The 22845-nt window shown below is 68.1% G+C and carries 20 protein-coding genes and 1 pseudogene; 7 read left to right on the forward strand and 14 right to left on the reverse strand.

All coding sequences use genetic code 11. The features are described from left to right. The first annotated feature begins 2 nt into the window (after positions 1 to 2). The 7 genes from G3W89_RS03435 to G3W89_RS03465 all read left to right on the forward strand — a co-directional run bounded on the left by G3W89_RS03435 (position 3) and on the right by G3W89_RS03465 (position 7479). Entirely contained in the window at positions 3 to 1079 is a 1077-nt protein-coding gene (locus tag G3W89_RS03435; RefSeq protein WP_162572780.1) for a branched-chain amino acid ABC transporter permease, read from the forward strand. Beyond that, positions 1076 to 1894 (forward strand): ABC transporter ATP-binding protein, encoded by an 819-nt coding sequence (locus tag G3W89_RS03440; RefSeq protein ID WP_162572781.1) that lies wholly within the window; start codon positions 1076 to 1078, stop codon positions 1892 to 1894. Before G3W89_RS03435 ends, G3W89_RS03440 begins: the two co-directional genes overlap by 4 nt. Next, positions 1891 to 2670 carry an ABC transporter ATP-binding protein gene (locus G3W89_RS03445; RefSeq protein WP_162572782.1) on the forward strand — a complete coding sequence of 260 codons (780 nt, stop codon included), beginning with the start codon at positions 1891 to 1893 and terminating at the stop codon, positions 2668 to 2670. Before G3W89_RS03440 ends, G3W89_RS03445 begins: the two co-directional genes overlap by 4 nt. A 5-nt stretch (positions 2671 to 2675) precedes the next feature. Next, positions 2676 to 4532: an AMP-dependent synthetase/ligase gene (locus tag G3W89_RS03450; RefSeq protein WP_162572783.1), complete on the forward strand. Its 1857-nt coding sequence runs from the start codon at positions 2676 to 2678 to the stop codon at positions 4530 to 4532. A 128-nt stretch (positions 4533 to 4660) separates the two neighbouring features. After that, a complete protein-coding gene (locus G3W89_RS03455; RefSeq protein WP_162572784.1) occupies positions 4661 to 5821 on the forward strand; it encodes an ABC transporter substrate-binding protein in 1161 nt (386 codons plus the stop codon). Positions 5822 to 5898: 77 nt separating this feature from the next. Continuing rightward, positions 5899 to 6735, forward strand: coding sequence for an HDOD domain-containing protein (locus tag G3W89_RS03460; protein ID WP_162572785.1), 837 nt, complete (start codon positions 5899 to 5901; stop codon positions 6733 to 6735). Between the two features lie 174 nt (positions 6736 to 6909). Next, complete coding sequence (locus G3W89_RS03465) at positions 6910 to 7479, forward strand: GAF domain-containing protein (protein ID WP_162572786.1); 570 nt, start codon at positions 6910 to 6912, stop codon at positions 7477 to 7479. Here G3W89_RS03465 and G3W89_RS03470 read toward each other — a convergent pair. The 14 genes and pseudogenes from G3W89_RS03470 to G3W89_RS03530 all read right to left on the reverse strand — a co-directional run bounded on the left by G3W89_RS03470 (position 7476) and on the right by G3W89_RS03530 (position 22843). Beyond that, the gene (locus tag G3W89_RS03470; protein ID WP_162572787.1) at positions 7476 to 7856 is read right to left on the reverse strand and encodes a VOC family protein; all 381 of its coding nucleotides are present in this window, start codon (positions 7854 to 7856) and stop codon (positions 7476 to 7478) included. The genes G3W89_RS03465 and G3W89_RS03470 overlap by 4 nt on opposite strands. Positions 7857 to 7879: 23 nt before the next feature. Next, complete coding sequence (locus G3W89_RS03475; RefSeq protein WP_162572788.1) at positions 7880 to 9340, reverse strand: SRPBCC family protein; 1461 nt, start codon at positions 9338 to 9340, stop codon at positions 7880 to 7882. Between the two features lie 93 nt (positions 9341 to 9433). Next, the gene (locus tag G3W89_RS03480) at positions 9434 to 9874 is read right to left on the reverse strand and encodes an SRPBCC family protein (RefSeq protein ID WP_162572789.1); all 441 of its coding nucleotides are present in this window, start codon (positions 9872 to 9874) and stop codon (positions 9434 to 9436) included. Positions 9875 to 9877: 3 nt separating this feature from the next. Then, positions 9878 to 11578 (reverse strand): flotillin family protein, encoded by a 1701-nt coding sequence (locus G3W89_RS03485; RefSeq protein WP_162572790.1) that lies wholly within the window; start codon positions 11576 to 11578, stop codon positions 9878 to 9880. 16 nt (positions 11579 to 11594) lie between these two features. Continuing rightward, positions 11595 to 12425, reverse strand: a complete 831-nt coding sequence (locus G3W89_RS03490; RefSeq protein WP_162572791.1) for a phosphoenolpyruvate hydrolase family protein — start codon at positions 12423 to 12425, stop codon at positions 11595 to 11597. A gap of 5 nt (positions 12426 to 12430) precedes the next feature. Continuing rightward, positions 12431 to 13663, reverse strand: coding sequence for a Tm-1-like ATP-binding domain-containing protein (locus G3W89_RS03495; protein ID WP_232076786.1), 1233 nt, complete (start codon positions 13661 to 13663; stop codon positions 12431 to 12433). A gap of 549 nt (positions 13664 to 14212) precedes the next feature. After that, positions 14213 to 14710, reverse strand: a pseudogene (locus G3W89_RS33465) (ABC transporter ATP-binding protein); the annotation flags it as partial. Further along, complete coding sequence (locus G3W89_RS03500) at positions 14710 to 15519, reverse strand: ABC transporter ATP-binding protein (RefSeq protein WP_162572793.1); 810 nt, start codon at positions 15517 to 15519, stop codon at positions 14710 to 14712. The gene G3W89_RS03500 and the pseudogene G3W89_RS33465, both read right to left, overlap by 1 nt. 20 nt (positions 15520 to 15539) lie before the next feature. Then, entirely contained in the window at positions 15540 to 16793 is a 1254-nt protein-coding gene (locus G3W89_RS03505) for an ABC transporter substrate-binding protein (protein ID WP_162572794.1), read from the reverse strand. Continuing rightward, positions 16790 to 17968 carry a branched-chain amino acid ABC transporter permease gene (locus G3W89_RS03510; RefSeq protein WP_197893522.1) on the reverse strand — a complete coding sequence of 393 codons (1179 nt, stop codon included), beginning with the start codon at positions 17966 to 17968 and terminating at the stop codon, positions 16790 to 16792. The genes G3W89_RS03505 and G3W89_RS03510 overlap by 4 nt, the downstream gene beginning before the upstream one ends. 550 nt (positions 17969 to 18518) lie before the next feature. Continuing rightward, the gene (locus tag G3W89_RS03515; protein ID WP_162572795.1) at positions 18519 to 19460 is read right to left on the reverse strand and encodes a branched-chain amino acid ABC transporter permease; all 942 of its coding nucleotides are present in this window, start codon (positions 19458 to 19460) and stop codon (positions 18519 to 18521) included. After that, positions 19457 to 20740: a metal-dependent hydrolase family protein gene (locus G3W89_RS03520; protein ID WP_162572796.1), complete on the reverse strand. Its 1284-nt coding sequence runs from the start codon at positions 20738 to 20740 to the stop codon at positions 19457 to 19459. The genes G3W89_RS03515 and G3W89_RS03520 overlap by 4 nt, the downstream gene beginning before the upstream one ends. 11 nt (positions 20741 to 20751) lie before the next feature. Then, positions 20752 to 22041, reverse strand: coding sequence for a metal-dependent hydrolase family protein (locus tag G3W89_RS03525; RefSeq protein WP_162572797.1), 1290 nt, complete (start codon positions 22039 to 22041; stop codon positions 20752 to 20754). Between the two features lie 4 nt (positions 22042 to 22045). Continuing rightward, a complete protein-coding gene (locus G3W89_RS03530) occupies positions 22046 to 22843 on the reverse strand; it encodes an alpha/beta fold hydrolase (RefSeq protein WP_162572798.1) in 798 nt (265 codons plus the stop codon). Positions 22844 to 22845 lie beyond the last annotated feature (2 nt).

The raw sequence follows: 22845 nt of genomic DNA on the forward strand, positions 1-22845 counted from the left end.
TGATGCGCTTCATCTTCAAGACCAGCTACGCGCAGGACATCGCCCTGGCCAGGCATGGCGGACACGTGCTCTGGTACAGCCTGCTGGGCGCGTTGCTGATCGCGGCGCCGTGGCTGCTGCCCGAGTACTGGCTCGCGCAGCTGACCTTCGTGCTGATCTACGGCATCGTCGGCCTTGGGCTGATGCTGCTGGCCGGCTTTACCGGGCAGTTCTCGATCGGCCATGCGGCCTTTCTCGGTACCGGCGCCTACACGCAGGCGGTGCTGGCCAATGCGGGCGTGCCCTTTCCCGTCGCATTGGCCGCGGCGGCGGCGTTGTCGGCGGCGGTGGGCGTGGTTGTGGGGCTGCCGGCGCTGCGGGTCAAGGGCATCTACCTGGGCATCGCGACCCTGTCCTTCGGCTTCATCGTCGAGGAGGTGTTCGCGCGCTGGGAGCGCGTGACCGGTGGCAACTCGGGGCTGCATGTGAAGTCGCCCCGGCTCTTCGGGCTGGACATGGGCTCGAGCGAGAGCTTCTACATCGTGTGCCTGCTGATCGCGGTGCTGTGCACCTTCGCGATCCTGAACCTGCTGCGCTCGCCCACCGGCCGCGCCTTCGTCGCCATCCGCGACTCGGAGATCTCGGCCCAGAGCATGGGCATCCAACTGGCGCGCTACAAGACGATGTCTTTCGCCATCTCGGCGGCGCTGGCCGGGCTGGGCGGTGCGCTGTATGCGCACAAGCTGAGCTTCATCTCGCCGGACCAGTTCAACATCCTGCAGTCCATCGACCTGCTGCTGATGGTGGTGATCGGCGGACTCGGCTCGGTGCACGGCGCCTTCCTCGGCGCGATCTTCCTGATCGCGATGCCGCAGCTGATCGCGCTGGGCAAGGACTGGCTGCCGCCGGTGATCGGGCAGGCGCCGGGGCTTCAGGGGCTGGTCTACGGGCTGGTGCTGATCGGCTTCGTGCTCTTCGAACCGCTGGGGCTGTACGGGCGCTGGCTCAAGGTGCGCACCTACCTGCAACTGTTCCCGTTCTATCGCAAGGGACTGTTCAAGCGGCAGAAGGCCTTCACCAGATCGGACCGATTGAGATGAGCTCCGACGCGCTCCTCTCGGCGAACGATCTGAGCGTGCGCTTCGGCGGCGTGCTGGCCGTCAACAAGGTGAGCTTCGAGGTGCGGCGCGGCGAGGTGTTCACGCTCATCGGGCCCAACGGCGCCGGCAAGACGACAGTGTTCAACCTGATCAGCCGCATCTACGCGCCGAGCGCGGGCGAGATCCTGTGGCGCGGCGGCGAGGGCGTGCCGATCGTTTTGAACAGGCAAGCGCCGCACGAGATCGCCGCGCTCGGTATCGCGCGCACCTTCCAGAACATCGAGCTCTTCGAGCATGCGACGGTGCTGCACAACCTGCTGATCGGGCGCCACACGCATCGGCGCTCCGGCTTCTGGAGCGAGATCTTCTTCACCCCGGCCACGCGGCGCGCCGAGATCGAGGCGCGCGAGAAGGTGGAACGGGTGATCGACTTGCTGGACCTGCAGCACCACCGCGATTCGATGGTGGCGGGGCTGCCCTACGGCGTGCGCAAGGTGGTGGAGCTGGCGCGTGCGCTGTGTACCGAGCCGAAGCTGCTGCTGCTCGACGAGCCGTCCTCGGGGCTCAACGTGGAGGAGACGGCGGACATGGCATTCTGGATCCAGGACATCCAGAAGGAGCTGGGCATCTCGGTGCTGATGGTGGAGCACGACATGTCGCTGGTGTCGAAGGTGTCCGACCGGGTGCTGGCGATGAACATGGGTGAAGCACTGGCTTTTGGCACGCCGCGGGAGGTGCAGTCGGATGTGCGGGTGATCGAGGCCTATCTCGGGGCGATGGATGATCTGAGCAGCCTGAGGCGGGGGTCTTCATGAGCGACGACAACACAGTCCTTCGACTGCTGAACGTCGAAAGCGCCTACGGCCCCATCAAGGCGATCCGCGGCGTCAGCCTCCAGGTGCGCCGGGGCGAGATCGCCACCGTGCTCGGCTCGAACGGCGCCGGCAAGAGCACCATCCTCAAGACCATCTCCGGCATCATCGATCCGCGCAAGGGCAGCATCGAATTCGAAGGCCGCAACATCACCGCGCAGGACCCGGCCCGCATCGTTCAGCAGGGCCTCAGCCATGTCCCCGAGGGCCGCGAAGTCTTCCCGCTGCTGTCGGTCAGGGACAACCTGCTGATGGGGGCCTACACCCGAAGCGACCGCGACGGCGTTGCGCGCGACATCGAGGCCGTCCACGGCTACTTCCCCATTCTGCGCGAGCGTGCCACGCAGCACGCCGGCCTGCTCTCCGGCGGTCAGCAGCAGATGCTTGCCATCTCGCGCGCCATCATGGCTGCGCCCAAGCTGATCCTCCTCGACGAGCCCAGCCTCGGCCTGTCGCCCAAGCTCACGCGCGAGATCTTCGAGATCGTGGTGCGCATCAACCGCGAGCGCGGCACCACGATCTTGCTGGTCGAGCAGAACGCCAACATGGCGCTCAATGCCTCCGACCATGGCTACGTGCTGGAGAACGGGCGCATCGTGATGGAAGACACCTGCGAGCGGCTGCGCGAGAAGGAGGACATCAAGGAGTTCTACCTCGGCCTGAAGGACGAGGGCGTGCGCGGCGAACGGCGCTGGAAAAAGAAGAAAACCTGGAGGTGAAGGCCATGCAGGGACTCTGGGACACCGCACACATCCAGCCGCGCTACGACATCGTCGTGCCCGGTGACACCCTTCCCACCGTCTTCTGGAACGCCGTGCGCGAGCGCGGCGACCGCGTCTGGATGCGACAGAAGCAATTCGGCATCTGGCGCAGCTGGAGCTGGCGCGAGGCCGCCGACGCGGTGCGCGAGATTGCCGGTGGGCTGATGGCCCTCGGCTTCGCGCCCGGCGAGTGCGCCTCCATCCTCGCCAACACGGTCGTCGAATGGGTGCTGGCCGACCTCGCCGTGCTCAGCTGCGGCGGCGTGGCCAACGGCATCTACCCGACCGATGCAGCATCGCAGGCGCACTACCTCTGCGAGGACTCGCGCACCACCGTGCTTTTCGTCGAGGACGACGAGCAGCTCGACAAGGCGCTGGAGGCGCGCACAGGGCTGCCGCTGCTGCGCAAGGTGATCGTGTTCGACATGAAAGGGCTGCGCGATCTGCACGACCCCGGCGTCATGAGCCTGGAAGCCCTGCGCGCCCTCGGCCGCGAGCACCTGCAGGCCCATCCCCGGGCGCTCGAGGAGCGCGTCGCCGCCTGCCGCCCCGAAGATCTTGCCATCCTCGTCTACACCTCGGGCACGACCGGCAAGCCCAAGGGTGCGATGCACTCCCACCGCGGCCTGGTCCACACCGTGAGGGGCTACAACACCCTGATCGCGCAGGACGAGCGCGACGAGCGCATGTGCTTTCTTCCCCTGTGCCATATCGCCGAACGCCTGGGCGGCGAGTACTTCTCGATGTACACCGGCGCCATCCTGAACTTCGTCGAGAACCCCGAGTCCGTGCCCGAGAACGTGCGCGAGATCGCGCCCACCGTCTTCACCGCGGTGCCGCGGGTGTGGGAGAAGTTCTACTCGGGCGTGACGATCGCGCTGAAGGAAGCGAGCGGCCTGCAGCGGGCCGCCTACCGCTGGAGCATCGGCGTGGGCAGCGCCATTGCCGAACGCGTGCTCGCCGGCCGGCCGGTGGGGGCCACATGGCGTTTCAAGTTCCGGCTGGCGCGCTGGCTGGCACTGGACAACGTGCGCAAGCTCATCGGCATTCACCGCGCACGCTTCCTGGTCACAGGCGCGGCGCCGATCTCACCGGAGCTGGTCAAGTGGTACCTGGCGCTGGGCGTCCCCATGATCGAGGTCTGGGGCATGACCGAGACCTGCGGCGCCGCCACCGGCGTGCCGGCGGGGCGCATCAAGCCCGGCTCCATCGGCCCGGCCGCGGGCTACAACGAGGTGCGCGTCGACCCCGCCACCGGCGAGATCCTGGTGCGCGGCGCCAACGTCTTCATGGGCTACATCAACCTGCCCGAGAAGACCGCCGAGACCCTCGATGCCGACGGCTGGCTGCACACCGGCGACGTCGGCGTCGTCGACGAGGACGGGTATTTCCGCATTACCGACCGGATGAAGGACATCATCATCACGGCAGGCGGGAAGAACATCACGCCCAGCGAGCTGGAGAACGAACTCAAGGTCAGCCCCTACATCACCGACGCCGTGGTCATCGGCGATGCGAGGCCCTATCTGACGGTGATCATCATGATCGACCAGGAAAACGTCGAGAAGTTTGCCCAGGACCACGACGTGCCCTTCAGCAACTACGAGAGCCTCACGCGCGCGCAGGAAGTGCAGGACCTGATCCGGGGCGAGCTCGACCGCGTCAACGCCACCTTCGCCCGTGTCGAGCAGATCAAGAAGTTCTTCCTGCTCGAGACCCAGCTGAGCGCCGAGGACGAGGAGCTCACCCCCACCATGAAGCTCAAGCGCAAGCTGGTGCAGAGCAAGTACGCCGAACGCATCGATGCGATGTATCAATGAGCTCTCCCCCAGGTTGGCTCACTTCGTGTAGCCGTCCACCCCCTCACCGGGGGCAACACCAGCGGCCCGGCAAAGCCGGTTCCGCGGTGTTCCCCGAAGCGCACTGTTTACAACCAAGGAGATAGTTGATGAAAGCAGGCATTCGTTTGGCGTGGATCTGGCTCGCGCTCACCGGCTCGGCAGCGTTCGCGCAACAGGGCGTCAGCAAGGACGAGATCCGCATCGGCACCATCCAGGATCTGTCGGGCCCGCTCGCCGGCTTCGGCAAGCAGGCGCGCAACGGCATGCAGCTGCGGGTGGACGAACTCAACGAGCAGGGCAACGTCAATGGCCGCAAGCTCAAGCTCTTCGTCGAGGACTCCGGCTACGATCCCAAGAAGGCGGTGCTGGCCGCGCAGAAGCTGGTCAACCAGGACAAGATCTTCATCATGGCCGGCCACATCGGCACCGCCCAGAACATGGCGGCCATGCCGGTGCAGTTCGAAAAGAACGTGGTCAATTTCATGCCCATTACAGCGGCACGCGAGATGTACGAGCCCTACCACAGGCTCAAGTACTCCTTTGCCGCCACCTACTACGACCAGATCCGCCTGGCGCTCCCCAAGTTGATCAAGGACAAGGGTGCCAAGAAGGTGTGCACCATCTATCAGGACGACGAGTTCGGACTCGAGGTGCAACGCGGCGCCGAGGCCGCCCTCAAGGCCGCGGGCATGGAGCTCGCCGAGAAGACCTCGTACAAGCGCGGCGCGACCGACTTCTCCTCGCAGGTCGCGAAGATGAAGGCTGCCGACTGCGACCTGGTGGTGCTCGGCACCATCATCCGCGAGACCATCGGCACCGTCGGCGAGGCGCGCAAGACCGGTTTCAACCCGATCTTTCTCGGCTCCAGCGCGGCCTACACCGACCTGATCCACAAGCTGGGCGGCAAGGCCATGGACGGCATCTACGCCACGCACACGGTGCAGCACCCCTACCTCGACGAGGCTTCGCCGCCGCTGCGCTTCTGGGCCAACAAGTACAAGACCAAGTTCAACGAGGACCCGACCGTGTTCTCGGTCTACGGCTACATGATCATCGACTCCTTCATCAAGGCCGCGCAGAAGGCCGGGCCCAACCTCAGCACCGACAGCTTCGTGAAGGCCATGGACACCATGACCTTCGAGCCCGACATGTTCGGCGCGCCGAAGAGCACCTATACCGCCACCAAGCGATTGGGCAACGACCTGTCCCGGCTGTCGCAGATCGTGGATGGGCGCTGGAAGGTGGTGTCGGACTACGTGGCACCCTGATGGGGGACAGCAGCGAGGCGTGTTCGACGCTGGAGGAGAATGGGGTCCCCGAAAGAACACATTCCGAGCAACGAGACATGACCGCAGCAAGCCTGGACGAGCTGTTTGCCGAGAACCATTCGCTGCCCTCGGTCCCGAAGGTGGTCCGGGACCTCATCGAAGTCCTGAGCAACGACAACGCCACGCTCTCGCAGGTGGCCCGCAAGATCGATGTGGACCAGGTGCTCACCGCCCGGATGCTGCGCCTGGCCAACTCGCCCTTCTACGGCGTCCGCCGGAAGATCTCGACCATGGAAGAGGCGATCCGGATGCTCGGTCTGTCGTCCATCCGCACGCTGGTCATCAGCGCCAACCTCACGGGGACCTTCAAGAAAGTCCCCCATGTGGACCTGCCGAAGTTCTGGCGCCACAGCCTGCGCGTCGCCTCCGCCGCCCGCCACCTGGCCGGCGCGAGCCGCGCCGCCGACCCGAACCTCGCCTTCACCGTGGGCAGCATGCATGCGATCGGCCACCTGATCATGTGCATCGTCATGCCCGATGAGATGGCGCCGCTCAACAAGGCCTGCCCGATCGACGCCATGGGCAGGCTGGACGCCGAGGAGCAGGCCTTCGGCTACCACTTCGGCGACGTCAGCGCGAAGCTGGCCTCGCGCTGGAATTTCTCCGACGAATTCGTCACGGCGCTGAGCGGTTTCGCGCGGCCGCTGCGAGCGCAGCCCTTCGATGCGCTGGCCGGCGTCGTGCACGTGGCCGCGTGGCGCGTGGCGCTGGACCGCGACGGGCCGGCGCTGTCCGTCGACTTCGAGAGCTGGCCATCGGAGGTCGGGCGAGCGGCCGGCCTCTCGCGGGAAAGCGTCGAGGACATGCCGCCGCCTTCCGAACTTGCCGCCGACCTCGAGCTCATGATCGCCTGAGCCCCGGCCAGGCTGCGTCAGCTTCACCGCACCCACGCACTAGAACTAATGCCCGACGACGGAAATCACGTCCAAGGCGACAAGTTTCAGCGCGGGCCGCTTTTTGCGTCGTCCTTCACACCCATCCGAGCAAGCCCGCGCTTACGATGGCCGCAACCCCCCAGATCGTTATACATGCAAACTTATCCGGATCCTCCCACGCAGCCCGCCACGGAGGCATGGGTGGATCAGCTGCGCATCATCACCGCGGCCGGGCGCTTTCAAGCCGGAGAGGTGTCGGTGCAGCGCGCCATCGGCGAATTGCTGGGCCTCGTGCGCGACCTGCTGAAGCTCGACGTGGTCTTCGTCAGCGAGGTCGTGAACGGCCGCCGCGTCTTTCGCCATATCGAGTCGCAGGACAACGCCTCGCCGATCCGGCCCGGCGACTCCGCACCGCTCGAGCAGACGATCTGCCAGCGCATCCTCGATGGCCGCATGCCGAACGTGGTGCGCGATGTCAGCGCAGTGCGCGACGCGCAAGGGCTGCCGCGCAACTTCGAGGGCATGGGCACGCACATCGGAGTGCCGGTCCGCATGGCCGACGGCACGCTCTACGGCATGTTGTGCGGCTTCAACATGAGCGGCGTGACCGAGCTCGACGAGCGCGATGTGCGGCGCCTCGAAGTGGCCGCGGGAGCGGCGGCGCGCCTGCTGGCGAGCGCGGACGGACGCGAGCACCCGCCTTCCGACCCCGCCCTGGCCTAGCCCGCGGCCTCGGACGCGTCGAAGTCCAGTTCCACCTTGGCGCCGTTGGGGTCATGGCAGAAGAGTTGCCAGATCCCCCCACCGGGCAGCTGCCGCAGCTCGTACTTCGTCCCGCTTGCGTCGAAGCGCGCCTTCACGGTGCGCAGGTCGCGCGCGGTGAAGGCCATGTGGTCGATCACGCCCGCGCGCTGCGCGGGCACTGGGCGATCGAAGTAGAGGTGCACCAGCGCTTGCGGGCCCTCGCCGTAGAGCCAGGCGCCGGGAAAACCGAGGTTCGGCCGGTGGCCGATCCGCAGCCCGAGCAGGCCGGTGTAGAACTCCAGCGTTTTCTTCTCGTCCTCCGCAATGACGGTGAAGTGGTTCATTCCGATGATCATGGGATGGCTCCTTCTTGGTTTGTTCAGGGCAGCAGGACCAATGCGCCCAGCGTTGCGCGTGATTCGAGCCGCGCGTGCGCCTGCGCCGCGGATTCCAGCGAATGGCGCTCGATGGGCGGCAGCCGGATGCTGCCGTCGGCGAGCGCATCCCACACGCGCTGCGCCCGCTCGGCCAGCTGCGCCCGGCCCGCCACATAGTCGAACACCACCGGCCGCGAGAAACTCAGCGACTTCGCGACCAGCGCATCGGGCGGCAGCGGTGCCAGCGGGCCACTGGCCTGGCCGAGGCTGATCCAGTGGCCGCGGCGCGCCAGCGACGCCAGGTTTTCGTCGCGAGCCGCATCGCCCAGCCCGTCGATCAACACGTCGACACCGCCGCAGGCGCGCTGCACGGCATCGGCGAAGCGGTAGTCGCGCGTCACGATCGCATGTTCGCATCCGTGCTCACGCGCGACGCGGGCCTTCGCCTCGCTGGACACGGTGCCCAGCACCGTCGCGCCCATCCGGCGTGCCCAGGCGCAAACCAGCAGGCCCACGCCGCCGGCCGCTGCGTGCACCAGCAGCCGCGTGCCGCGCTGCACCCGGCCCAGATCGTGCAGCAGGTAGTCGGCGGTGATGCCCTTGAGCAGCAAGGCGGCCGCGGTCTCGTCCTCGATCTCCGCGGGCAGGCGCACCACCCAGTCCGCCGGCACGCAGCGCACGCCGCAGTAGGCACCGGGTACCGGACCGAGGTAGGCCACGCGATCGCCCGGCAGCAGCCCGCTTACCTGCGGCCCCACATCGAGCACGCTGCCCGCAGCCTCCATGCCGGGCACCAGCGGCAAGGCCGACGGGATCCATCCGCGCCGCAGGTAGATGTCGATGTAGTTGACGCCGATCGCACGCTGGCGGATGCGCACCTCGCCCGCACGCGGCGCCGGCGCTTCGCCGTCCTGCGTCCGCAGCATTTCGGGCCCGCCATGGCGCTCGAGCGCCACGCGGCGCGTGGGCAAGGGCAGGGCGTCCGGCATCGGCGCCGACGCAGCGCTCGCGCGCAGATCGCCACCCTGGCGCAGGTAGCGCCGCAGGTTCTCGAAGCCCGCCTCGTACACCCCTTGCGCCACCATGTCGCGCAGCTCGCGCTCCATGCCCGGCGGCGTGTCGAAGCGCGATTCCCAATGCCAGAAGGTGCGGTTGCCGTCGGTCACCGGCTTCAGCGTGACCGTGGCCACGTAGCGTTGCAGCGGCACCGTCGCCTCGACGATGCAGTAGGTGCTCTTGTGCTCGCGGTCCGACAGCGTCAGCAACTGCTCGCGGATGCGGTTGCCGTCCCTGAGGGTGAAGCTGCGAATGCAGCCCACCTGGTCGCTGCGCTCGCCGCCCTCGATCCGGCTGGTCTCCACCGCCTCGTGCCACTGGTCGTGGCTGTTGAAGTCGCGCAGCACCGCCCAGACGCGCTCGATCGGCGCGTCGATGAGGGTCGAGCGAACCACCCGTTGGAGCATCAGGCCGTCCGCCGGGCCGCCCCAAGGGCGGACTGCGTCCCCTCGGGGGGCAGCGAATACGCGAAGTGATGATGAGCGCGGGGGGCCATATCTTCAGCCTCGTCCGAAGTGGCGCTTCAAGGCCTCGAATCCGCCCTGGAAGACGCCTTGCCCGATCGACTCGGCCAACTCGCGCTCGCGGCCCTCGCCGCAGTCGAACTCCGCGCTCCACTCCGCGAAGCAGCGCCCGCCGTCCGTCACCGGCGTGAGCTTGAGCGTCGCGATGTAGTTCGCCACCCCCATCGGGCTCTCGAGGATCTCGTAGCTGCAGCTGTACTCGTAATCCGACAGCGCCAACAGCCGCTCGCGGATCGTCCCCCCGTCCTTCGTATGGAACTGCCGGATGCAACCCACGCGGTCCGCTGGCTGCCCGTTCTCGATGCGGCTGTCCGCGATCGACGGGTGCCACTGCGGCAGGCCGTTGAAGTCGCGGATGCGCGACCACACGTTGTCGGCAGTCGAATCGATGACGCTGGAGACGTAGACCTGCACCATCCGTCATTCCTTCTTGTTGCCGACGCCCGACAGCAGCGGCGCCTGCGTGCCCGCGGGGTCGCCCACCAGGCGCTGGATGTCGCCACCCTCGATGCCGATCTCGCGCAGCAGCTGGTCGACCAGCGGCGCCTGCGCGCGGAAGCGCAAAGCGGAATTCACCAGTCCGTCGGCAAAGCCGCCGTTCGCATCGCCGTTGGGAACGCCCCCGTGCGACCCGCCTCCACCCAGTCCCTCCACATGCAGGATCTTGATGCCCTCGATGCGCTCCATCGGCCGCACCGACTCGCGGATGATGGCTTCGGCCTTCTCCACCAGCTTCATGCGCAGGGCCGACATGCGGGCATCGGCCGAGAGCATGTTGTGCGCCTCGTTCATCATGCGCTGCGCCTCGGCCTCGATCTCGGCGCGCACGCGCATCGCCATCGACTTGATCTTGTCCGCATCGGCGTCCGCCTCGGCCTGGGCGCGCAGCGCGGCGCCGCGGTCGGCGCTGGCCTCCTTCTCCGCCTGCGCGGCGGTCGTCAGGCGCAGCGCATCGCGCTCGGCAGCCTGGGCCGCGCCGATCAGCTCGATGGCTTTCCTGCGCTCGGCCATCTCCACCTCGCGCGCGGTGAACACCTTCTCTTCGGCCGAGACGGCCTGGGCGCGCGCGGATTCGGCCTCGGCCTGCGCCTCGCTCTGCGCCTTGCTCTCGCGCGCCACCGCAATCGCGCGCTGCTGCTCGGCCAGCTCCTGCGACAGGCGGCGCTCGATCTCGGCGCCCTGGATCGCGCGTTCCTTGGCGATGCGCTCCTGCTCGATGGTCTGCTCGGCCCGGATGCGCGCGGCATCGATGCTCTGCTTGGCTGCGATCTGCGCGCCCTCGGCGTCCTGCTCGCGCTGGGCGCGCTCGGTTGCCAGCTCGGCGCGCTGGCGGGCACGCGCGATCTCCACCTCGCGCTGCTGCGCGAGGCGCGCATGCTCGCCCTCGCGGTCGATCTCCAGCGAGAGCTTCTCGGCCTCGAGGTTCTTGTTGCGGATCGCGATCAGCGTGTCCTGCTCGACGTCGTTGCGCTGCTTCTTGCGGTGCTCGATCTGCTCGGTCAGGCGCGTCAGGCCTTCGGCGTCGAAGGCGTTGCTCGGGTTGAAGAACTCCATGCCGGTCTGGTCCAGCTGCGTCAGCGAGGCGGCCTCCAGCTCGAGGCCGTTCTTGGTGAGGTCCTCGGCCACCGATTCGCGCACGCGCTTCACGTAGGCGCCGCGCTTCTCGTGCAGTTCCTCCATCGTCATCTCGGCGGCAGCGGTGCGCAGGGCGTCGACGAACTTGCCCTCGACCAGCTCCTTCAGCTGCTCGGGCTCCATGGTGCGCAGGCCCAGCGTCTGCGCGGCCGCTGCCACCGCGTCGGCGCTGGCGGCCACCCGCACGTAGAACTCGGCGATCACGTCCACCCGCATGCGGTCCTTGGTGATGAGCGCCTTGTCGCGCCCGCGGCTCACCTCGAGGCGCAGTGTGTTCATGTTGACCGGGATCACGTCGTGCACGATGGGCAGCACGAAGGCGCCGCCGTCGAGCACCACCTTCTGCCCGCCCAGGCCGGTGCGCACGAAGGCCCGCTCCTTCGAGCTGCGCAGGTAGAGCCAGTGGAGCAGCCAGACCGCGATCGCGACCACGATCGCGACCACGATGAGCCCCAGGATGAAGTTGCCGAATTGAGCGCCGGACATGGATGTCGTCTCCTCTTTATCTCGTGATCTGCAGGAAGCGCCGCGTGGTCTCGGTCAGCGCCGTTTCGGTGGGCAGCCGCTCCATCGAGCTGGCGCCGTAGAAGCCGTGGCACGCGGGGCAGCGGGCAAGCACGTGCCGCGCGTCGTCGGGCGTGGCGATGGGGCCGCCGTGGCACAGCACGATGACCTGCGGGTTCACCGAATGCGCTGCCTGCGCCCAGGCGTTGATGCGGTGCACGCAGTCGTCGAGCGTGAGCGCGGTGCCCGCGCCGATGGCCCCGCCGGTGGTGAGGCCCAGGTGGCACACGACGATGTCCGCCCCGGCCGCCGCCATGGCGCGCGCATCGGCCTCGCTGAACACATAGGGCGTGGTCAGCATGTTCATCGCGTGGGCGCGTGCGATGAGCTCGACCTCCAGCGCGTAGCCCATGCCGGTTTCCTCGAGGTTGGCGCGAAAGGTGCCGTCGATCAGCCCCACCGTGGGAAAGTTCTGCACGCCGGAGAAGCCGAGCGAGACCAGCCGCCGCAAGAACTCCTCCGGGATCATGAACGGGTCGGTGCCGTTGACGCCCGCCAGCACCGGCGTGTGCTTCACCACCGGCAGCACCTCGTGCGCCATCTCGCAGACGATCTCGTTGGCGTTGCCGTAGGCGAGCAGGCCCGCCAGTGAGCCGCGGCCTGCCATGCGGTAGCGGCCCGAGTTGTAGATCACGATCAGGTCGATGCCGCCGGCCTCCTCGCATTTGGCCGAGAGGCCGGTGCCGGCGCCGCCGCCGATGATCGGGCGGCCCTCGGCGATCTTGGCGCGGAAGCGTTCGAGCAGGGTGGATCGGGCGATGCGGGGCATGGTCGTCAGGCGCGTCGCGCGTGGCTGGGGTTGATGGACAGCTCTTGCCAGGCCGCTACGAGCGCATCGGCGAAGGCCTCGTCGTTGATGTGCAGGGGCAGGCGCTGCAGCTTGCGATCCGGTCCGGGCCGGAACGATTGCTCGATGGCGGCGAACAGCGCCCGGTCGGCCTCGGGGTTGTGGAAGGGCTGGCCCGGGCGGTCGATCGCCGATACGCCGCCCTCGGGGATCAGGAAGCGCAGCGGCCCGCGCATCGCGTTGAGCTTGGTGGCGATGAAGGTGCCGATCGCCCGGCATTCCTCGGGCGTGGTGCGCATCAGCGTCACGGTCGGGTTGTGGCGGTACAGCTTGCGCGCCCTGAAGCGTTCGGGCACCGTGTCCCAGGCGCCGAAGTTCACCATGTCCAGCGCACCGCAGGAGCCCACGTAGGGCAGGGCGCGGCGCGCGAACACGTCCATGCGCGTGGGCCCGGCGGAGAGCACGCCGCCCGCGATCTCGTCGGCGATCTCGGTCGTGGTGACGTCGATCACGCCGGCGAGCAGGCCGGAGTCCACCAGCTTTTCCATCGATTGGCCGCCGACGCCAGTGGCATGGAAGACCAGGCAGTCGCACCCTTCCTCGAGGCGCTTGGCCACTGCCTGCACGCAGGGCGTGGTCACGCCGAACATGGTGAGACCGAGCGCGGGCTTGCTGTCGGCCGAAACGACGGGCGGATGCGCGATCATCCCCGCCAGTGCATGCGCCGCATTGGCCAGCACGCGCTCGCTGATGCGATGGATGCCCTGCACGTCGGTGACCGAATACATCATGCAGATGTCGCTCGGCCCCACGTAGGGCCGCGTGTCGCCGCTCGCCATGGTCGAGACCATGACCTTGGGCACGCCGATCGGCAGCGCGCGCATGCCTTGCGTGGCCATCGAGGTGTTGCCGGAACCGCCGGCGGCGATGATCCCGCCGAGGTCGCGCCGCGTGCCGACGAAGGCCTCGAAAGCCTGCGCCATGGCGGCGGTTGCGCTGCCGCGGTCACCGCTGAAGACGGCCGCCTCGCCTTGCGGATGATGGCGCGCCACCTCGCGCGGATGCACGCTGGCCAGCGAGGTCCTGCCGGAGGTCGAGAGGTCCACGGTGACCACCCGCAAGCCCAGCCGCTCCAGGCACTGACGCAGGAAAAACAGCTCGCGGGCCTTGGTGTCGAAGGTGCCGGCGATGTACGCGGCGCGGGTGCTGCCCGCTGCCACCGAAAAGTCGAAGAGCCGCCCGGCGTTGCCGCCATCGCGATCCGCGGTCGCTCTCCCGCTCGCTCTCCCGCTTGCGGGAGAGGGCTGGGGTGAGGGCGAGTCCGCTGGTGCAGAGCGCGCGATGTCCACCACCGGCCCCGCCTCGCCGCCCGCGTTCCAGCGCGTGAAGCCGCGCACCCTCCCCGGCGCGACCCCGTCGAGCGAGGGCGCGCCGTCGCCATGCGCGCGCCGCACCGTGTAGACCTGCACCGGCGCGGAGACCCCGGGCCCTGTCTCCGGCCCCGGGCTGGCGCCTTCCTCGTCATGCCCGTTCGAGCGCACGCCCAGCAGGCGCTCCTGCAGCTCGCGGTCGCCGGCCAGTTGCGCGCTGGGCATCTGTTGCGTGATGCGTCCGTTGACCATCACGCCGATGCGATCGGCCACCGAGATCGCAACGCCCAGGTTCTGCTCGATCAGCAATACCGAGATGCGCCCCTCTGCCGCGAGTTCGCGCAGCGCCTGCGCCACCTGCTCGACGATCACTGGCGCGAGGCCCTCGGTGGGCTCGTCCATGACCAGCAGGGTCGGGTTCAGCAGCAGCGCCCGGCCGATGGCGAGCATCTGCTGCTCGCCGCCCGAGAGCTGCGCCCCTCCGTGGCCGCGGCGCTCTGCCAGGCGCGGGAACATGGTGTACACGCGATCCACCTCGCGCCGCTGCCGCGCGACCAGGCGCAGGGTCTCGTCCACCGACAACGAGGGCCAGACCCGCCGGCCTTGCGGCACGTAGGCGATGCCGCGCTGCGTGATCTCATGCGGCGCGAGGCCGAGGATCTGCTCGCCGGCCAGGCGAATGCTGCCGCGCGCCGGCACCAGGCCGGTGATCGCATTGCACAGCGTGGTCTTGCCCATGCCGTTGCGGCCCACGATGCCGAGCACGCCGCGTTCCAACGCCAGGCTCACGCCCTGCAGCGCATGGGCGCGGCCGTAGAACACGTCCAACGCTTCGATCGCCAGCACCGGTGCGGTGCTGCTCGCCGTTTTGTCGGGGGTGCTGCCGAACCAGGCCATCAGTGCCGGCTCCCCATGTAGATCGCCTGCACCTCGGCATCGTTCTCGATCTCTTCGGGGCTCCCGGTGCGCAGCGTGCGGCCGTTGTGCATCACGGTGACGCGGTCGACCACGCGCAGTGCGATGTCGAGGTCATGCTCGATCAGGACGAAGCTCATGTGCGCCGGCAGCGAGCGCAGCAGCGCTACCAGCTCGCGGCGCTCGGCCGGCGAGAGGCCGGCGGCCGGCTCGTCGAACAGGATCAGGCGGGGCGCCCCCGCCAGTGCCATGCCGATCTCGAGCTGGCGCTGTTGGCCATGGGCCAGGTTGGCCACGCGCTCGTCGGCGAGATGCGCCAGGCGCGTGCGCTCCAGAAGGTCCTGCGTGGCCTGCGTCGATGCATGCCCCGGGCCGGCCCGCAGGAAGCTGAAGCGCCCGTTGGCCACGCCGCGCACCGCGAGGAAGAGGTTGTCGCGCACCGTCAGCTCGCGGAACAGCAGCGAGGATTGGTAGGTGCGCCGCAGTCCCTTGCGGATGCGCTCGTAGGGCGGCAGCGTGGTGATGTCCTCGCCGAAGAAATGGATTCGGCCGGCCGTGGGCGGGAAGTCTCCGGTGATGGCGTTGAAGAGTGTCGTCTTGCCCGCGCCATTGGAGCCGAGGATGGCGTACTTCTGCCCGGCCGCGACCGTGAGCGACACATCGTCGACCGCGCGCAGTGCGCCGAAGGCGCGCGTCACTCCCGTCAGGCGCAGCGCATCGCCGGACAGCAGCTGCGCGCTGCCGCCGCTGCTGCGCGGCGCAGACGGTCGCAGGGGAGTGATCGTGGCCATCGTGCCGTGCCCTTGCCCCTCTACTTGCGACAATCCGGCACGTCGCGCGTGCCCAGGCCCATCTTCTTGAACTCGGGTTCGGGCAAGCCCAGCGTCTGCGAGATGTCGGGCACCGACTTCACCACCTTGTTGTAGAACGAGCCGTCCGGCGCCTTCGTCACCTCGGTGATGTAGGTGGTGCCGACGCCGTTGCGGTTGGCGTCGATCTTCACCACGCCGGCCGGACCGTTGAAGTTGGTCTTCTGCAGCGCATCGCGGTACGCCTTCTGGCCACCCGACAGGTCGCCCTTGACCGTGTCGAGTGCATCGAGCGCAGCCTTGGTGTTGATGTAGTAGAGGTACGCAAACAGCGAGGGGCTGGGGAAGCCGTCCTTGAAGTTGGCCTTGTAGTCGGCCACGAACTTCTTCCACTCGGGCGTGTCGATCGAATCGGCCATCGGGCCGGCCGAGGCCGTGCCCAGCAGCGACTCGCGGCGCTTGCCCTTGAAGTTGAGCACCGTCTGGTCGACGGTGATGGAGCCGCCGATCATCGGCTTGTCGCCGCCGGCCTGCTCGTACTGCGTGAGGAAGTTCACCGCGTCCGAGCCGCCCAGGACGACCACCAGCGCGTCCACGTCCTTCGGGATCTTCGCGATCACCGAGGCATAGTCCTTGGTGCCCAGCGGCACCCAGGCCTTGTCGATCACCTTGCCGCCCTTGGCGCAGTAGCTGGCCATGAAGCCCTGCACCTGCGAATAGGGGAAGCCGTAGTCCTCGGCGATCAGGAAGGTCTTCTTGTAGCCCTTGGCCAACGCATGTTCGCCCAGGCCCACCATCCACTGCGCGCCCTCGGTGTTGAAGCGGTAGAAGTTGGGTGCCGGGTCGGTCAGCGTCGCCGCCTGCGCGCCGGAGGAGCCGTTGATGAAGGTGATGTTGGGCTGCGTCTTCGCGTAGTTCTTGACCGCGATGCCTTCGTCGCCCGACAACGGGCCGATCATGACCTGTACCTTGTCCTGTTCCACCGCCTTGCGCGTGGCGTTGACTGCCTTGTCGGGCGTGGCGTCGGAAGACACCTTGACGAACTCGATCTTCTTGCCGCCGGCCATGCCGTTCTTCTGCTTGAGCGCGAGCTCCGCGCCGCGCATCCCGTCCTGCCCCGGCGCCGCGAACGGGCCTTCCAGCGAGGCCAGCAGGCCGACCTTGAGGGTCTCCTGCGCCTGCGCAAGCCCGACCACCGCGACCAGCGCTGCGGCGCCGACGAGGCTGCGTCCGAACACTCTTCTGCTTGTCTTCATGTCTCGCTCCTGGTTGTCATTGATGAACGAATGCGGCCGAGGCCGCGTGCGGTGAACGGGCCGCCAAGGCGCGTGCGCAGGCTCTGCCACAAGCCCAGCAGCCCGTCGGGGGAAAACAGGACGATGGCGAGGAACACGCCGCCGATGACGAGGTTGAAGCGCTCGCGGTCGACCAGGTCGATCGCGAAGTTCTGCAGGAGCACGAACACGATCGCGCCGACGAAGGCGCCGATCGGGTGCTTCATGCCGCCGAGCACGGCGATGATGAGGATGTTGATCATCGCGCCGGTGCCGACCGTGCCGGGCGAGATGCGGCCGTTGTACCAGACCATCAGCACGCCGCCCACCGCTGCGAGAAAGCCTGCCACGGCATAGGCGGCGACCCGGTGCGCAGTCACGTTGTAGCCCAGCGCCTGCATGCGGCGCGGGTTGTCGCGTATGCCCTGGAGCGCGACTCCGAACGGAGCGCGAACCAGGTACTTGATGGAGAAGTAGCCGCCGAGCGCGCAGGCCAGGGTCAGGAAGTAGAAGGGCAGGGGTTCGCGAAGGTCGAGTTCGAAGATCGTCGGCGCCGCGATGCGGCTGAAACCCTGGAAGCCGTTGAAGAGCGTGTAGTTCTGCTGTGCCAGGTAGAAGAAGGCAACGCCCACCGCCAACGTGATCATGATGGTGTAGATGCCCTCGGTGCGCACCGAGAGCCAGCCCACCGCCGCGGCAAACAGCGTGGCGAGCGCGACGGCGATCGCCAGCGCCAGCCACCAGGGCCAGCCGAGGCTGATCGCGACGTTGCTGCTGGTGCCGAAGATGGCCAGCATGTAGGCCGCGAAGCCGGCCACCGTCATCTGCGCCAGCGACACCATGCCGCCATAGCCGCCGAGAAAGGTGAGCGAGAGCGCGATCAGGCCGAGCGCGAGCGACTGCGCGCCGATCTGGAAGGTGAAGAAGGGCGAGGCGAAGAAGGGATAGGCGAGGACAAGGAGCAGGACGATCGCATGCCGCGCCCGCACCGCGCGCAACTGGGTGCCGAGGCGGCGCGTCCATGGTTGCGTGGGCTGGGTCGAGACCGGGGCGGGCGTGGCTGTCCGGTGCGCGGGGGCGGACCGGCTGGGAACCCGCGCGACGCCGGCGGCAGCGGCGGAGGCATTCATGGCCTTTCGCCACTGGGCGGCGCTCATTGGGCAGACTCCTCGGGTTTGTCTCTCCGTGTACTCGGCGCATCCGGTGAAGAATGCTCCTGGCTTGCTCCCTCTTCCTCTGGGAGAGGGGTGGGGTGAGGGCACCGGGATTTCGATTCGTACCGTGTGCTTGGGTTGAGGCTGGAGCCGGGGCGTCGTCCCGGCAGCCGAGTCACTTTCTTTTGCTTCGCCAAAAGAAAGTAACCAAAGAAAAGGCGACCCCACTGGCCGCGACCCTCCGCTTCGCTACGGGCAACCTGCGGTGCTCGCTTTTCGCGGGGTCCGCGCAAACTCGCCTGCGGCTCAAACACGCGCGGCCCTTTTTCCGCGAAAAGCTGCGCTCCTCGGCGCGGCCAGAGGGGATTTGAACTCCAACGCGCCATGGCGCGTACTTGTGTGGAATGCAGGTGGACTTGAGCCCTTGGTCCTCGCTCTTGCACCTGTTTGACGCCCCGGCTCCAGCCTCCGAAGAAGCGCAACGCACGAATCGACATAGACGTGCGAGTCAAAGTCTCTCTGCACCCTCCCCAACCCTCCCCGATTCGATATCTCATGCCGCCTTCCCCATCAACCCACGCGGCTTGAAGGCCAGCGCAACGACCATGATCACGAAGGTGAAGACCACGCTGTACGTCGGTGCGTAGGCTTGCCCGAACTGCTCGGCCAGCCCGATCAGCAACGCCCCGATCGCGGCGCCCACCACGCTGCCCATGCCGCCCACGATCACCACCACCAGCGAGGCGAGCAGATAGCGCGTGTCCTCGCCCGGCGAGATCGACAGCGCCGTGCCGCCGACCACGCCGGCGAGGCCGGCGAGGCCGGCGCCGATCGCGAAGGTCAGGGCGAACACGCGCTGCACGTTGACGCCCGAGGCGGCGAGCATGCCGCGGTCGTCCACACCGGCCCGGATCATCATGCCGATCCGGGTGCGCGCCAGCAGCAGCCACAGGCCGACACCGATCACGATCGATGCCAACAGCACGAAGAGCCGGTAGGTCGGGAACTTGTTGACCAGCGGCAGCGTGGTCGAGCCGTAGATCCAGGCCGGCGGGTCGAAGGTGTAGATCTCGGCTCCCCAGATCCACAGCGCGACATCGGCCAGCACGATCGACAGGCCGATGGTCACCAGCGTCTGCCGCAGGTCCTGCCCCTGCATGTGGCGGAAGATCAGCAGTTGCATCAGCACGCCCAGCAAGGCGGCCGAGAGGAAGCCCGCGAACACCGCCAGTACCCAGGAGCCGGTGCGCTCGCCCACCATCCAGCCGACATAGGCGCCGATCAGGTAGAGCGAGCCGTGCGCCAGGTTGACGTTGCGCATCAGCCCGAAGACGAGCGTGAAGCCGCTCGCCACCAGGAAGTAGAGCGAGGCCAGCGTGAGGCCATTGAGCAGGGTCTTGAAGAAGAGCGGCGAGTTGTCGGCCACGGCCCAGACCGCGAACACCGCGAGGGGCAGGCCGAACAGCAGCCACGGGACCCAGCGCGAATTTTTCATGCGGCATGCTCCCAAGTCCGCTGCGAGGCGACTTCCGGCGCCTTGGCGAACTCGCCGTCCTTCATCACCGCGAGGATGCGCTTCGGGTCGCGCAGGATCGCGAGGTTGGCCAGCGGGTCGCCGTCGACCAGCAGCAGGTCGGCCAGATAGCCGTCCTGGATGGCGCCGAGCTCGTTGCCGCGCTTCATGATCTGGCCGCCGTAGAGCGTGGCGCAGCGAATCGCCTCCATCGGCGTGAAGCCCAGGTAGCGCACGAAGAACTCCAGGTCGCGCGCGTTCTGGCAATGCGGCGTAAAGGCGAAGCCGTAGTCGCCCCCCGGCAGGATGCGCACGCCGCGCCGGTGCATCGCCTTGAGCGATTCGAGCGCCGCGTCCCATTCGACCTGGTAGCCCATCGCGACCGCCTTCTCATGCGTGATGCCGTAGGCCTCGGCCTCGTGCAGCATGGCGTAGAGGATGGCGATGCCGGGTGCGACGAAGACGCGGTCCTTCGCCGCCTCGAGCATGTCCAGCGTCTCCTCGTCGGTGAAGCTGGCGTGGTAGATCACCTCAATGCCGTGGCGCAGCGCCTGCTTGACCGAAGCGGCCGAGCGCGCATGCGCAGTGCCGCGCTTGCCGCGCACGCGGACCTCCTCCATCGCGACGGCCACCTCGGCGTCGCTCATCCAGGTGGTGTCGGCCGGCGAGTCGGGCGTGAAGTTGTCGCCCGAGAGGTTGAGCTTGATCGAATCGACGCCGTACTTGAGGAACATGCGCACGACCTTGCGCATCTCGTCCGCGCAGTTCACGTTGACACCGAAACTGAACTCGGGAAAGGGCAGGTGCGGCAGCGTCTCGTCGCCGAGGCCACCGGGCACGGTGATCTCCTGGCTCGCCGCCAGGTAGCGCGGGCCGGGGATCTGGCCCGCGTTGATGGCGTTGCGGATCACCACGTCCAGCCGCGGCTTGGCGCAGGCGGCGCCGACGCAGGAGGTGAAGCCGGCCTCGAGGTAGCGCCTGGCGACCTTGGCGCACCACAGGACGTGCTCCTCCAGCGGCATGCGCTGGATCGCAGACAGCGTGGCCGCGTCGTTCCACGAGAAATGCGTATGGGCCTCGCACATGCCCGGCATCAGCGTGGCGCCGGCCCCGTCGACCACCATCGCACCGCCGGGTGCAATGGGCGCGGTGCTGCGCCCGACCTGGCGGATGCGGTTGCCGCGCACCAGCACGCTGCCGGTGTAGGGGTTCTGGCCCGTGCCGTCGAGGATGCGGACGTTGGTGAAGACGACATCGCTCATGTGTTTCTCCGTCAGGCTGCCCAGCGCGTCATCTGCGAGCGCCGCACCGGCGGCGCACGGTGGAACTCGCCGTCCTTCATCACCGCAAGGATGCGCGCCTTGTCCTGCAGCACCGTGATGTCCGCCAGCGGATCGCCGTCGACCAGCAGCAGGTCGGCGAGATAGCCTTCGCGCACATAGCCCAGCACCTTGCCCATGCGCATCATCGGCGCGCCCCAGGCGGTGGCCGACAGCAGCGCCTCCATGGTGCTCATGCCCACGTACTTGACGAAGTACTCCAGGTCCTTGGCATTGGTGCCGTGCGGCGTCCACGCGAAGCCGTAGTCGCCGCCGGGCAGGATGCGGATGCCGCGCTTGCGCATCGCGCGCATGCTCTCGACCGCCGCCTCGAGCTCGCGGTGGTAGCCCATGCGCCGCGTGACCTCGGGCGTCAGTCCCCATTCGCTCGCGTGGTGGCAGGTGTTGATCAGCCAGGCCAGGCCGGGTGCGATGAAGTGCTCGAACTTGTGCGCCTCGAGCATGTCCAGCGCCTCCTCGTCGGTGAAGCTGGCGTGGTAGATCACCTCGATGCCCTGCTTCACGCACTGCTTGATCGACCAGGTCGAGCGCGCATGCGCCGCGACCCGCTTGCCCCAGGCCTTGGCCTCCTGCACGCACACCGTGATCTCTTCCTCGGTGAACTGGCTCATCTCGCTGGCCATGCCGGTGATGGATTCGCCCGAGAGATTGATCTTCAGCGAGTCCACCCCGTACTTGGCGAACATGCGCACGCAGCGGCGCATCTCCTCGGCGCCGCTGACCACCGCGCCGAATGCGAACTCGGGCTGCGGCAGGTGCGGCTGGGTGGTGTCTCCGAGGCCGCCCGGCACGGTGATCTCCTGGCTCGCGGCCAGGTAGCGCGGGCCGATGATGGTGCCGTCGGCGATGGCGTTGCGGATCACCACGTCCAGCCGGGGCTTGGCGGCCGCGGCGCCGACACAGCTGGTCCAGCCCATGTCCAGGTAGCGCTTCGCGACCTCGGCACACCAGAGGATGTGCTCCTCCGGGGGCATGCGCTGGATGGCGTCCAGGCTGGGCTGGTCGTTCCATGAGAAGTGCGTGTGCGCCTCCACCATGCCCGGCATCAGGAAGGCGCCGGCGCCGTCGATCGTCTGCGCGCCCATCACCGGCGCCGCACGCTGGCCGTAGCCGGTCTTCACGACGCGCGCGATGCGGTTGCCCTGCACCAGCACGTCGCCGGTGAAGGGCGCCTCGCCGCCGCCGTCGAAGACCCGGACATTGGTGAAGAGAACGTCCGCCATGGTTTCAGCTCCTCGCGTTCGCGGCCAGGAAGTCGCGCAGCTCGCGCTGGCACTCGTCGGGGCGCTCGACCGGGGTCCAGTGCCCGCAGCGCGACAGCACCACCACGCGCTTGCGGGCCGCGCCGTGCAGCCGGTCGGCCATGGCGCGCACCGACTGCGGCGGCGCCACGCCGTCTTCGTCGCCGGTGACCAGCAGTACCGGCGCCTCGATGCGCTCCACCGCCGCGGCCTGCGCACCCGCCAGCGCCTCGCAACTGCGCGCATAGGCGTCGCCTTCCTGCCGCATCAGGCTCTCGCGCACGAAGGCCACGGCAAGCGGCAGGCGCTGGCGGGTGTCGGCGGAAATGGCGCCCTGGAGCAGGCCTTGCGTGATCTCGTGCATGCCGGCCGCTCCTTCGCGGGCCTTGGCGGCGCGCGCCTTCATCGCCGTGCGCGCAGCGTCGGGCGGCGCGATCAGCGGGCCGAAAAGCGCGACGCTCGACGCCAGCTTCGGGTGATCGGCCGCGATGTGCTGACAGACGATGGTGCCCATCGAATGCCCCACCCAGTGGGCGCGCGCGATGCCCAGGCGCTCGCAGATGCGCAGCAGCACGTCGACATAGCGCTCGATCGAGAGCTCGCCCTCGGCCCGCTGCGAACGGCCGCTGCCGGGCAGGTCCACCCGCAGCACGCGATGCCGCGCGAGCGCCGGCATCAACGGCGTGAAGCTGTTGGAGCTGCCGCCGAGACCGTGCACGCAGACAACGGCCGGGCCCTCGCCTTCTTCTTCCACCGCCACACGGTCGATCAAATGGAATGACATCG

This window comes from Variovorax sp. PBL-H6, from assembly GCF_901827155.1.
In the GTDB taxonomy this organism is placed as follows: domain Bacteria; phylum Pseudomonadota; class Gammaproteobacteria; order Burkholderiales; family Burkholderiaceae_C; genus Variovorax.